The organism is Actinoplanes sp. NPDC051633 (assembly GCF_040681735.1).
Taxonomy (GTDB): domain Bacteria; phylum Actinomycetota; class Actinomycetes; order Mycobacteriales; family Micromonosporaceae; genus Actinoplanes.
In genome coordinates, this window is the sequence record NZ_JBFAZH010000098.1 from 1 (window position 1) to 12,329 (window position 12,329).

Below are 12,329 nucleotides of genomic sequence, written 5' to 3' on the forward strand. Positions count from 1 at the left end.
TGGAGGTACTCGTGGAAGGTCAAAGCGCTCGTGAAGATCGCCGGTCCACTGGCGAAACTGGCTCGCTTCGCCGACCTCGACGACCAGGTGGAGGCATGCCGGCGGGTGTTCGCCAGCGACGCCCGGTGGACCGTCGTGCGCGGCAGCGACCTGCAGGAAGGACCCAGCCAGGGCCTACCGGTGTGGAGCCGACATGCCGGCGACCCGATCCTGCGGAGCAACATCACCCGCCGCGTGGACTTCGCCCAGTTCATGGTCGAAGCCCTCACCGACGACGAACTGATCCATGAGGCACCGGCCATCGTCAGCCGCACCACCCCCTCGGCGGTCGCGCACGCCGGCGCCACCCGGGACGGGTCGAGATGAGTCCAGCAAGACATAGGCGTCGGTGGGCGCGCGTCGGTCCAGTCGGCCGTGCGGTCAGTGCCAGATCTTGAAGTTGACCTGCTGGATGTCCGGCTCGATGTAGTCGACGCCGTAGAGCACCAGATACCGGGCGTTGTCCGGCACGTTGCGCGCCAGCACCGTCCGATGCTCGCCGCACGCGGTCACCGGCTCGGTGTAGGTGAGCGAGCCGTCGACCAGAGGCCAGAGCCCCAGCAGGAACGTCTGGCAGCGATCCGCCGGGTTCGTCGGATCCGCGACGTGCGAGACGCTGATCGTGGTGCAGCGGGAGACAGGCGTGGTCAATTCTTCGGTGGCGACCCGGCCTCCCTCGTAGAACGAGGTCTCCGGCCGGATCGGGTTACAGCTGCGGTGCCCCGGGGGTGTGGCGGCGGTGAGTGTGCGGACCGCCCGGTTGACGACCTTCCGCCAGGCGGCGTAGCGGGTCTCGCCCGGCGCTGCGGCGGTGTGCACCGAGATCAGGGCGTGCCCGAGACGGATGGCGTACCCGTATCGTCTGGTGCCTTCGAGGTCCATGCCCTCGCCGATGCTGGCGGTCTCGAACCGGACGGCGGGCCGCCCGGCCACTGTGGTCCGCTGCCAGAGCAGTGTGCGTTCGTACTCTGTGTCGCTCCGGCTCGGCAATGCCGTCACCCGCTGGACGTTCAGGGCGGTCAGTGGATACTCACTCTCCAGGGGAATGACGAACCGGTCCGGGTGGATCTGGGCGCACACCTCCTCCGGCCGGATCTGCGTGGTGTACCAGTCGCCGGGATACCCGATCGAGTAGTTCTCGGCCGTGTTGACGCAGCGCTGCCAACCTCGGGGCATCGAGACCTGCGCCGGCGCGGCATGTTCCGCCCGGGCCACGGTGACCGGACCGGCCACGGCAGGGCCGCCGCCTGCCGCCATTGCGAGCGTGCCGACGCCGATTGCGGCGGCGAGTGCGAACCGATGCGTACGCATTACGTGTTCTCCTTCGGGTGAGAGGAACCTCTACACACCGTTGGTCACGCAGTCGGGAACATTTGTTCGGTTCGACCCGTGTCGGGTTTGAGCACCGGCCCGGCCGATGTCTTGTGCATGTGGCGATGGTCTGCCGCGCCTGCTCGACCTGACCAGCCCGGGTGAGCACTCCGGCCACCTCAGTCAACGCTGTCTCCTCTATTGCAGGCCGAGCCGCCAGGCACTTATCGGCGCGGGCTGCGCGAGCCGCAGCAGCCAACGGCTGGTCATTGTCGGATACGCCCGGGTTGTGTAGGCGGTGGCCGTGCCGTCGAAGGCTTCGATCATGGATCCGTCAACCAGGATGCGCGGCTGTACCACGGGGGACGGTGCGAGGTCGACCTCAGCGACCAACTGTTCGTCACCGCCGTCGACCAGCCACAGTGTCGCTTGTCGTGCGCCGGGGTGCAGCTCAATGTCGTAGGCGGTGGCGGTGAAAGGCTGATCCGCGGCGATCTGCAGTGCCTCCCGGCGCAGCCCTGCGAGTTCAGGCACCGGCCTCGACACCAGCGCGTCACCGAGCAGGGACAACTCACGGCAGAAGGTGAGCGCGCCGGCCCAGCCGGCCGCGGCGATGTCTTCCGGCGTTCGGCCGTGCTCCCAGGACCAGGCCCACAGCAGGATCCGGCCGTCATGGCGCAGGATCTGCGGGGCGTAGAAGCACGGACCTCGGTCGAGTTCTCCGCCGCTGACGGGTGTGAAGCGTGGACCATCCGATCCGATGTCGAGATCACCGATGAGATAGCTGACCCCGGCCAGACGGTCGGCGTGACGCCACAGCGAAACGATCAAGACCCACCGGTCACCGAGGGGTAGCAGGTTGGGGCACTCCCAGATGTTCGCCGGCGCCGCCTCGGCTGCGATCGGGTCGTCGCCCGACAGGAGCGTCCCCAGCTCGGTCCACGAGGACAAGTCGTCGCAGCCATAGACGAGTATTCGCGGACTGCCGTGCGTGTGCCCAGCACCTTGAACGGCGTATCGGCGGCCGTCGGCCTCGAAGAGGAACGGGTCTCGTGCGTGACTGATGGCCGGATCGTCCGGCACGCCGGCGGCGGGCTCCCGGTCCTGGTGCCAGCGCAGCATGTCTCGGTCACTGCGGGCGAGCAACACGACGGATCGGTAGCTCTCGTCGGCAACGGCGCTGTAGACCGCGGTGGGCACGCCGGCATCGTCTGTCACCGAACCGCTCCAGCACCCGCGCTGGTCAAGCTCGCCGGGACGGTTGACCAAGGCGATCGGGTGCGGCCGCCAGTCCAGGAGATCCACCGAGCTGACATGTCCCCACTTGATCTCGCCGTGCACGGGCGCGTCGGGGTTGTACTGGAAGAACAGGTGGTAGCGCCCGTTGACGAACGAGCAGCCGTTCGGATCGTTCACCCATCCGTATGGAGGGCGACCATGCAGGCTCGGGAAGGCTGGATCCGGATGCGCGGAATTCACTGTGTCGTTCCGGTGCCGGTCCGGTGCGGCGACACGACTTGAGCGGCTTCCGGACGGGGCGAACAAGCGCAGCTTCGGCGGGGGCGCACGCCTGGGCCGACGTCACGGCTGCGGGCGTGGATCATGCCTCCACAGTAGTCAGGCAAACGGACGTGGCGCGAATCCAGGAGGGAGGGCCCGCAAGGTTGACACCCGCCCAGAGGAGGCGAAGTGTGTGAGTTGCGTCACGTCATCGCGTCTCGTTCGACGGGAGCCGGTATGCACAGGTGGAGGCGGGCGATTCGGGGCGTTGCCGTGGCGGCGGTCGTGGGCCTGACCGGTTCGGCGTGCCTCGCCGAACCCGGAGCCGGCCGCAACCGCGGCGCCGAGGACGACGTCGTCGAGGTGATGTACGGCTTCAGCGGCGACGCGTCGCAGAACTTCCAGGCCATCGTGCAGCCGTGGGCGGACCAGAACGGCATCAAGGTCCGGCTGTCCTCGACGCCGGACTTCGACAAGCTGGTCCGCAGCCGGGTAGCCGGCAACAACCTGCCGGACGTCGCGATCTTCCCGCAGCCCGGCATCACGCTGAACATCGCGCTGTCCGGCCGGATGTTCGACCTCAACACGGTCGTCGACACCAACCGGTACAACAAGAACAACATGTACCTGTTCGACGCGGCCAGCGACGCCGAGGGCAAGGTCTGGGCGATCCCGATGTCCACCAGCGTCAAGAGCCTGGTGTGGTATCCGAAGAAGGCGTTCGAGGCCAAGGGGTACACGGTCCCGAAGACGCAGCAGGAGCTGCTGGCGCTAACCGACCGGATCAAGGCGGACGGAACGCCACCGTGGTGCGTCGGGATCGAGAGCCAGGCCGCGACCGGCTGGCCGGCCACCGACTGGGTGGAGGACTACGTCCTGCGGTTCGGTGGCGGCGCCAAGTACAAGCAGTGGACCAACCACCAGATCCCGTTCAACGACCCGGTGGTCCAGCAGGCCGTCGACGAGATCGGCAAGATCTGGTTCGCCGAGGGCAACGTGCTGGGCGGCCGCCGGTCGATCGCCAGCACCAACTTCGCCACCGCGGGCAACCCGATGTTCGAGAACCCGCCGCAGTGCTTCCTGCATCGCCAGGCCAGTTTCCTGGCCCAGGCCGGCAGTTTCCCGGACCGCATCGTGCAGAACATCGACGCCGAGGCGGGCGTGTTCCCGCTGCCGCCGGTGCAGGCGAGCGCCGGCCAGCCGGTGCTCGGCGCCGGTGACCTGGCCGGGCTGTTCAACGACAACCCGGACTCCGTGCGGGTACTGGAGTTCATCACCAGCAAGGAGTTCGGCAACCAGCTGGCGCCCAAGGGCGGCTTCATCTCCCCCTGGAAGGACTTCGACCGGTCGAAGTACCCGAACGACACGATGCGCACCATCGCCGAGATCGCCTATTCCTCCACCGACGCGGTGTTCGACGGCTCGGACACCATGCCCGGCGAGGTGGGTTCGGGCAGCTTCTGGCGCGGGATGGTCGGCTGGGTGACCGGCCAGAAGGACACCACCACGGTACTCACGGAGATCGACGAGAGCTGGCCGGACGTCTAGGAGCTGATCGGTTATGACCGCGAAAGTGATAACCGCGCTGATCTCGATCGTCGCCGGTGTCGGCGGAGCGCTGGTGCTCTACTACGTGCTCAACAAGCTCGCCGAGCGGTTGCCGGGCCGCTGGGAGGACCGGATCAAGCCGTACGTCTACATCCTGCCCGCGGTGGCGGCGATCGGATTGTTCCTGATCTATCCGGCGTACCAGACCATCGTCTACAGCTTCGCCAACCGGACCTCCACCGAGTGGGTCGGCCTCGACAACTATCAGAAACTACTGTCCTCGGAAGCGTTCCTGCAGACGCTGCTCAACACGCTGCTCTGGATCGTCATCGTGCCGACCGCCACGGTGATCCTGGGCCTGGCCGTGGCAGTGCTGGCCGACCGGCTGCGGCCGCGCGGTGAGAAGCTGACCAAGACGATCATCTTCCTGCCGATGGCGATCAGCATGGTCGGTGCGGCCACGATCTGGCGCTTCGTGTACGAGGCCCGCCCGGCCGGCCAGCCCCAGATCGGGCTGCAGAACGCGATCGTCACGGCGCTGGGCTTCGACCCGGTCGTCTGGCTGCAGCAGGAAAGCTTCCACCTGAACAGCTTCTGGCTCATGGTCATCCTGATCTGGGCGCAGGTCGGCTTCTCCATGGTGCTGCTGTCCGCGGCGGTCAAGGGGGTGCCGACCGAGACGCTGGAAGCCGCCCGGATCGACGGCGCCACCGAGCGGCAGGCGTTCTTCCGGGTGGTCGTACCGCAGATCTGGCCCACCGTCACGGTCGTGTTCATCACCGTGCTGATCGGCGTGATGAAGGTCTTCGACGTGGTGTACGTGATGACCAACGGCAACTTCAACACCAACGTGATCGGGCTGGAGTTCTACAACCAGCTGTTCACCAACGGCAACGCCGGCTTCGCCGCGGCGATCGTCGTCATGCTGATGGTGGCGATCATCCCGGTCATGGTCTATCAGGTTCGCCAGTTCCGGGCACAGGAGGCAGCGCGATGACCACCGTCAGCCAAGGCCCGCAGCCGACCCCGGTGCCCGGTCCGGTCACCGACCGCAAGACCATGGGCGGCGGCCGTCGTCGGCATCTCGCCGGGGTGGGCGAGAACGCCGGCAAGGCCAACTGGATCGTCAAGGCCGTTCTGCTGATCATCTGCTTCCTGTGGGTCGTCCCGGTGATCGGATTGTTCATCACCTCGATCCGGACACCGGACGCCGCCAACGCCACCGGCTGGTGGACGGTCCTGAAATCGCCCCTCGACGCCACCCAGTGGACGCTGGCGAACTACACCCAGGTGGCCACCGAGAGCAACATGTTCCGGGCATTCATCAACAGCTTCGCGATCACGCTGCCGGCCACTCTCATCCCGATCCTGATCGCCGCGTTCGCCGCCTACGCGTTCACCTTCATGCAGTTCAAGGGCCGAGACGTGCTGTTCATCATGATCGTCAGTCTGCTCGTCGTACCCAATCAGGTGGCCTTGGTGCCGCTGCTGCAGCTGTACGGCCAGTTCGGCCTCAACGGCACCTTCCCGGCCGTCTGGCTGGCGCACATCGGGTTCGGCATGCCGCTGGCCATCTTCATCCTGCGCAGCTACATGGCCACCCTGCCCAAGGAACTGATCGAGTCGGCCAAGGTGGACGGCGCCACGCACTTCACCACGTTCTGGCGGCTGGTCATCCCGGTGTCGGTGCCGGCGCTCGCCTCGTTCGCGATCTTCCAGTTCCTCTGGGTGTGGAACGACCTGCTGGTGGCCCTGATCTTCCTCGGCCCCGGCGAGAACGAGCCGATGACGGTCAACCTGGCCGGCCTGATCGGCCAGCAGGGTCAGGGCTGGCAGCTGATCACCGCGGGCGGCTTCTTCACGATGGTCGTACCGCTGATCGTCTTCCTGTCCCTGCAGCGCTTCTTCATCCGCGGCATGGTGGCGGGCTCCGTCAAAGGGTGAGCCGCTTCGCGGTGGCGAAATCTACGACAAGTGTCTACCTGGGACAAGACGCTGGCTGTAGGTTCCCGGACGATGGATCACTTCCTGATGCCCGACGACCGGACGCTGCATGGTCACTTCTCAGCCACCCGTGCGCCGGTGCTCACGGTCGATCCCGGCGACACGGTCACCGTCGGTACGCTGGACTGCTGGTGGTCTGCGGGCCCGCATACCGGCGGCCACCTTCCGGACCGCCCCCGGGTGTCCCAGTACCGGGCGGACTACGGCCACGCGCTGACCGGTCCGGTGTTCATCCGCGGCGCAGGGCCGGGCCGGACACTGTCGGTGCGCATCGACGCGGTCGTCCCCGGCGGGTGGGGCACCACGGTGGCCGGCGGATGGCCGAGCCCGCTCAACCACCGCTACGGTCTCGAGGCCTCGGGAGCGGTCCACGCCTGGACGTTGGATCCGGTCGCCATGACCGGCCGCAACCAGCTCGGGCACACCGTCGCCCTGCGACCGTTCATGGGCATCCTCGGAATGCCGCCGGCGGAGCCGGGCGAGCATTCGACGATCCCGCCACGAGTGCACGGTGGCAACCTCGACTGCCGGGACCTGGTGGCCGGCAGCGTGCTGATGCTGCCGATCCCGGTGGAGGGCGCGCTGTTCTCCGTGGGGGACGGACACGCGGCGCAAGGTGACGGTGAGGTCGGCGGCACCGCCATCGAGTGCCCGATGGACCAGGTGACGCTGACCTTCGACGTGCTCAGCGACTTCCCGGTGACCGCCCCGGTGGCGCGCACCGCCGGCGCCTGGCTGACCCTGGGCCTGGCGGCAACGCTGGACGAGGCGGCGTTCGCGGCATTGGAATCGATGTTCACGCTGATGGAACGGATCCACGGACTGGCCCGAGCGGACGCGCTCGCGCTGGCGAGCGTAGTCGTGGACCTGCGGGTCACTCAGATCGTGAACCAGATCGTCGGAGTACACGCGGTCCTGCCCGACGGCGTTCTCCACTGACGCCACCCAAGGCAAGGCCGTCACGCCCCGACGGCTATCCAGGATCTTGCGGGACGTAGGCGACCCGGAAGAAGCCGCGGATCGCTCGCCCGCCCAGGCCCAGGTTGTGGTCGAACACGACGGGCTTGGTCGGGGCGCTGGTGTCCACCCGAATCATGACGTCGTCGCGGCGGCCGCGGTTCGGGTCGTACACCTGCAACGTCAGCCGGCTGCCGTCGGATCTGCTCCCGTACACCAGCACCTGATGATTGAGACCCAGATCCCGCGGATCTCTCGAGGCCACGGTCACCACACCGATCGGCACCGGCAGAGACCGGTCCAGGTCCTTCTTGATCTGCGGCCACTGCACCCGGACCGTACGCCAGCCCAGACCCCGCTCCGCGATCACCCGCCGCCCGAACAGCGAGATGACGTTGTCCCCGTCAGGAAGGCTCATCCACTGGTAATACTGGGCAACACCAGCCGGCACATGCCACGAATCGATCAGACGATCCACGATGTACCGATACAGCGGCTCGCCGGCCGCCGGCCGGTCCAGCCCGGGTGCCCGCCCGGCGAGCCAGTGATCCAGTGCCGCGAACACCATCCCGCCGCACAACCCCCCGCGGGCGTTGCCGACCCCGATCTCACCGAACGGCGTACGCAGAACGATCGCGGCCTGATCCGGCCAAGCGTTGGTGTACGCGAAGCCGTGCCGCGATGGCAGAAAGCTCTCGGCCGCCATGTCGCCAGGCTAGGCCCGGCGCTCCCGCAGCAGCACTCACGCGTCGGCAACCGGACTGCCGGCCGCCTTCTTCGACGACGCCGAGGTGCACGGCCGGGGCGACAACTGTCCTAACTCGCTGACGTCCGGCGAAGGCCGGCCAGGCGTCCTCCCGACGAGGCAAGAACGGTCGCCGCCAAGGCCAGCGCGGCGGTCCCTGCCGCACACCACATGATCGCCTCGAAGGAGTGTGGGACCGCCCACTCCGCTGCGGCGACCAGCATCGCGGTCGCCGCCCACAACGGCGCCGACGGCCATCGGGCGCCCGCCGCGACTCGCGCGTTCACCAGCACGAACAGCAACGCGTACAGCGCGCCGGTCAGGGCGAACACCGGCGCGTACCGGCCCAGCCACACGTAGTCGGGGCCGCCGGCCAGGCGGAACGCCAGGCCGCCCGCCAGTGCGGAGGCCGTGACCAGCACCGCTCCGCAGCCGGCCACCAGGCCGACCGCGACCAGCAGGGCACGCCGGCTGCCCTGCGCCAGCCGTGGCAGCGCCAGCACCGTCACCACCTGCGGTGCCCACAACGCACCCTTGGTCAGCACTGTGCCCACCGCGTAGGCGCCGGAGGTCGAGGCGGGCAGCAGGTGCCTGGCCAGGATGAGGTCGGCGTACGAGACGACCAGCATGGCCAGCGTCGCCGAGCACGCGGTGGTCACCTGCCGCGCAGTGATGCCGTCGGCGGCGGACCCCGGCGGCGACCGGTGGAGAAGGGCGAGCACGACCGGCACCGCCAACGCCGTCGTCGTGCCGATCAGCACCGTACCCGTCAGCCCCGCACCCAGCGCGAGCCCGGCCGCGAAGCCGCCGTAGCGCCCGGCGGCCAGCACCGCCATGCCCACCGCCAGGTGCAGGAACCGCGAGTCACCCTGCAGCCGGCCCAGCCACTGCCCGGCGACCACCGTCGCCCCGGTGTAGACCGCCAGCAGCAGCATGACCACCGACGGCAGGTCGAGCACCGACGCCGAGACCGGCGCCAGCACCGCCACCACAACCGCACAGACAGCGGCGGTGAGCCACCCGGTCCGGCCGGCCGCGGCCTCCGGGCGACGGGCCCGGTGCACCGCCACCGCGATCTGCAGTCCCGTTCCGGGCACGCCGGCGATGGCCGCGATCGCCAGCACGGTTGCCAGCGCCCCGAGGTCAGACGCGCTGAGCTGCCGGGCACCGAGCACCGGCACGAGGTAGCCGAGCGCGTTGGTGACCGCACCGGCGACGGCGACGGCCAGCCCGGCGACGCCGATCCGGCGCCGGGACAGGACGTCTACAGCCGGCCCTGCTCGACCGCTCGGGTGATCCACGGAATCACCTCGTCGAGCATCGCGTCCAATGAGGTCTCCGCGGTGAACCCGAGCACCTCGCGCGCCTTCGTCACCTCGGGCACCCGCATCGCCACATCGTGCGCGAACGGCTCGTCGCTCACCCACCGGAACGGCACGTCCGGGCCCTTCACCTTGTGCCAGATCAGCTCGGCGAGCTCCAGCACCGTCGTCGACTCGGCGGTCGACAGGTTGAAGTCCTCGTTGTGCGCGGCCGGGTCCTCCATCGCCGCCACGATGCCGCGCGCCAGATCGGCGCCGTACGTGTAGTGCCGCACCTGCTCGCCGGACCCGAGGATGTGCACGGGGTCCTGGCCCTTGAGGATCTTCTGCACCAGGTCGGGCACCACGTGCGACATGGCGAGCTTCACGTTGCCGGAAAGCACCTCGACCTCGCCGAGCGCGCGTCCCTCGCCCACGCCGACACAGTTGAAGGGACGCACGATGGTGTAGGGCAACCGGTACTGGTCCCAGGCCGCTCGCGCGTAGTACTCCACGGCCAGTTTCTGGAAACCGTAGGACGACCGCGGCGGCGGGACGCGTCGCTCGTCGCCTTCTTTGCTGGGCCAGTGGTCGGTCGACTCGTAGACCATCGACGACGAGATGTACGTGACCTTCCGCAGCCGCCCGTCGCGATGGGCCGCGATGGCCGCGTCGCAGGAGGCCGCCATGATGCGCTCGTTGGTGGCGAGCAGGTCGTACGCGTACGTGTGGAAGTAGGAGATGCCGCCGATCATCGCAGCGCCGGCGATGAAGTGGTCGCAGTCCGCGAGCAGGTCGGCCACCAGACCCGGGTCGCGCGCGTCGCCCTCGACGAACCGGAAACGCGGGTGGTCGTCATAGCCGTGCGCCACCGGGCCGTACTTGGAGAAGTTGTCGAGGCCGACCACCTCGTGCCCGCGGCTCAGCAGCTCCTCGACCAGATATCCGCCGATGAAGCCGGCGGAGCCGGTGACCAGCACCTTCGTCACGCCGGGGTGTCCTCCTTGTCGCGATCGGCCGGCACCACGTCCGGCTTCAGGGTCTCCGCCTTCACCGAGTTCCATCGCGCGGCCAGCTCCTCCGCAGTCAGCCGCCGGCCGAATGCGAAGAGATACCAGCGCAGGTAGCTCGGGAGGAACCGGCCGACGTCGAAGCGGGACTCGCCAAGCTGCCGGTCGAGCCAGATCGTCGGGATCTCGGCGACCGGGCGGCGCAGGCGGGTCGCCTTCGCGGTCAGCTCGATGCCGATCTCGAACCCGGTCCGCGACTCGATGCCCACCTCGCGCACGAAGTCGGTGTCGTAGGCCTTGAAGCTGTTGGTCGCGTCGCGGGTGCCGGCCCGGGCGAAGAGCCGCAGGCTGCGACCGGCCCAGCGGGAGGCCATCCGCTTGAACCGCGGCCCGCCGACCTGCTGCCCGCCGGGCATGTACCGGGACGCCGCAGCGACCACGACGCCGCGGTCGACCAGCCGGGCCAGCTCGTCGATCTGGCGCGGGTCGTCGCAGCCGTCGGCCATGGTCACGACGGCAACCGGCGCCCGGGCCGCGTCGATCCCGAAGCGCACCGCGTTGGCCGGGCCGGGACCGTAGGTGTTCAGCACCGGCCGCACCCGCGGGTCGTGCTGCGCGATCTGCTCCGCGTACGGAACCGTGGTGTCCTCGGGCATGTCGTGCACCACCAGGATCTCGGCGGGCAGAAGGACCTCACGCAGGATCCGCTCGAGGTGCCGGACCACGCCCTCGCCCTCGTTGTAGACCGGGATGATGACCGAGACCCTGGGAGTCACACCAGCACGCCCCGTCCGGTCAGTCCCCAGATGTCGATCACGGGTTTCCGGGTGTCGAGATCGATGTAGTCGGGATGGGGCGCCGCGATCACCAGCAGGTCGGCACGCTTGACCACGTCGTCCAGCGGCAGGAACCGGTCGTCCGGCACGTACGGGTCGGTGCAGAGCGTCTCGCGTGCCTTGAGCGTGAGGATCTTCCGCAGCTTGTACGCCAGGCTGTCCCGCGCGTCGTCACTGCCACCCTTGAAGGCCATGCCCAGGATCCCGACGGTCAGATCGGCGAGCTCGAACCGGTCCTCGAGCCGCGACACCAGGTAGAGCGGCAGTCCTTCGTTGATCAGCATCGCGGAGTGGCCGAGCACGAAGTTGTTCCGGTTGAAGGCTGCCAGCTGCATGGTGTCCTTGAGCAGGCACGGACCGGCCGCGAAGCCGGGCATGGGCAGGTCGGCGGCGCGCGGGTAGTCGAACGCCACGGCGTGCTGGATCCGCGCGTAGTCGAGGCCGAAATCGTTGGCCATCATCCAGAACTGGTTGGCCGCGGCGAACTTCAGGTAGCGCCACGTGTTGGTGAACAGCTTGGCCAGCTCGGCCTCCTCCGGCTCCAGCCGGACGAGCGAGCCGGTGAGACGCCGGAAAAGGGTCTCGGCCCGGTCCTGGGCTTTCGGGGTACGCGCGGCGATGATCTGCGGCAACGTGAAGAGCTCGCTCATCGCCCGGCCCTCGGCGATCCGCTCGGGGCAGAAGGCCACGTCGACGTCGAGGCCCTTGGCGGCCAGCAGCTTCTCGGTCAGCGCCGTCACGCCGGGGTAAACCGTGCTGCGCAGCACCACCAGCTGACCGTCTCGCAGGTGTTCCGCGCACCGCTCGATGGCCCGCGGCACCGCCGACAGGTCGGGGTTGAGGTGCTCGTCGACCGGGGTGCCGACGACCACGATCAGCGCGTCGGCCAGCCCGACCGAGGACGCGTCGGTGGAGGCCCGCAGCAGGCCGGCTGCCAGGCCCTCGACGAGCAACTCGGCGGCGCCGTCCTCCGCGAACGGCATGGTGCCGGCGTTGACCAGCTCCACCGCCGCCGCGTCGATGTCGTAGAGCACAACGGACAGGCCACGCGTGGCCAGGGCGATCCCGAGCGGCAGGC

At 68.7% G+C, this 12,329-nt stretch carries 11 protein-coding genes and 1 pseudogene; 5 read left to right on the forward strand and 7 right to left on the reverse strand.

Annotated elements, in window-relative coordinates; translation table 11 throughout:
- Window positions 1-366 (forward strand): annotated as a pseudogene (locus AB0M20_RS08655) (NAD(P)-dependent oxidoreductase); the annotation flags it as partial.
- A 54-nt stretch (window positions 367-420) separates the two neighbouring features.
- On the opposite strand, the gene AB0M20_RS08660 reads toward AB0M20_RS08655, so the two are convergent.
- On the reverse strand, window positions 421-1,350 hold the full coding sequence (locus tag AB0M20_RS08660; RefSeq protein ID WP_364295941.1) for a hypothetical protein: 930 nt from the start codon (window positions 1,348-1,350) through the stop codon (window positions 421-423).
- A gap of 198 nt (window positions 1,351-1,548) precedes the next feature.
- Entirely contained in the window at window positions 1,549-2,895 is a 1,347-nt protein-coding gene (locus tag AB0M20_RS08665; RefSeq protein ID WP_364295943.1) for a glycoside hydrolase family 32 protein, read from the reverse strand.
- A 228-nt stretch (window positions 2,896-3,123) separates the two neighbouring features.
- Here AB0M20_RS08665 and AB0M20_RS08670 point away from each other — a divergent pair, with 228 nt between their 5' ends.
- The 4 genes from AB0M20_RS08670 (at window position 3,124) to AB0M20_RS08685 (ending at window position 7,341) form a co-directional block, all read left to right on the forward strand.
- A complete protein-coding gene (locus AB0M20_RS08670; RefSeq protein WP_364295945.1) occupies window positions 3,124-4,398 on the forward strand; it encodes an ABC transporter substrate-binding protein in 1,275 nt (424 codons plus the stop codon).
- 13 nt (window positions 4,399-4,411) lie between these two features.
- Window positions 4,412-5,395: a sugar ABC transporter permease gene (locus AB0M20_RS08675; protein WP_364295947.1), complete on the forward strand. Its 984-nt coding sequence runs from the start codon at window positions 4,412-4,414 to the stop codon at window positions 5,393-5,395.
- Window positions 5,392-6,342, forward strand: a complete 951-nt coding sequence (locus AB0M20_RS08680; RefSeq protein WP_364295949.1) for a carbohydrate ABC transporter permease — start codon at window positions 5,392-5,394, stop codon at window positions 6,340-6,342. Before AB0M20_RS08675 ends, AB0M20_RS08680 begins: the two co-directional genes overlap by 4 nt.
- Window positions 6,343-6,414: 72 nt before the next feature.
- Window positions 6,415-7,341 carry an acetamidase/formamidase family protein gene (locus AB0M20_RS08685; RefSeq protein WP_364295951.1) on the forward strand — a complete coding sequence of 309 codons (927 nt, stop codon included), beginning with the start codon at window positions 6,415-6,417 and terminating at the stop codon, window positions 7,339-7,341.
- Between the two features lie 34 nt (window positions 7,342-7,375).
- Here AB0M20_RS08685 and AB0M20_RS08690 read toward each other — a convergent pair whose 3' ends face one another.
- The 5 genes from AB0M20_RS08690 to AB0M20_RS08710 form a co-directional block, all read right to left on the reverse strand.
- Window positions 7,376-8,065, reverse strand: coding sequence for a hypothetical protein (locus tag AB0M20_RS08690; protein ID WP_364295953.1), 690 nt, complete (start codon window positions 8,063-8,065; stop codon window positions 7,376-7,378).
- 110 nt (window positions 8,066-8,175) lie between these two features.
- The gene (locus AB0M20_RS08695; RefSeq protein WP_364295955.1) at window positions 8,176-9,405 is read right to left on the reverse strand and encodes a polysaccharide biosynthesis protein; all 1,230 of its coding nucleotides are present in this window, start codon (window positions 9,403-9,405) and stop codon (window positions 8,176-8,178) included.
- On the reverse strand, window positions 9,369-10,394 hold the full coding sequence (locus AB0M20_RS08700; RefSeq protein WP_364295957.1) for an NAD-dependent epimerase/dehydratase family protein: 1,026 nt from the start codon (window positions 10,392-10,394) through the stop codon (window positions 9,369-9,371). The genes AB0M20_RS08695 and AB0M20_RS08700 overlap by 37 nt, the downstream gene beginning before the upstream one ends.
- Window positions 10,391-11,191 carry a glycosyltransferase family 2 protein gene (locus tag AB0M20_RS08705; RefSeq protein ID WP_364295959.1) on the reverse strand — a complete coding sequence of 267 codons (801 nt, stop codon included), beginning with the start codon at window positions 11,189-11,191 and terminating at the stop codon, window positions 10,391-10,393. The genes AB0M20_RS08700 and AB0M20_RS08705 overlap by 4 nt, the downstream gene beginning before the upstream one ends.
- A complete protein-coding gene (locus tag AB0M20_RS08710; RefSeq protein WP_364295961.1) occupies window positions 11,188-12,327 on the reverse strand; it encodes a nucleotide sugar dehydrogenase in 1,140 nt (379 codons plus the stop codon). Before AB0M20_RS08710 ends, AB0M20_RS08705 begins: the two co-directional genes overlap by 4 nt.
- Between the last annotated feature and the right edge of the window lie 2 nt (window positions 12,328-12,329).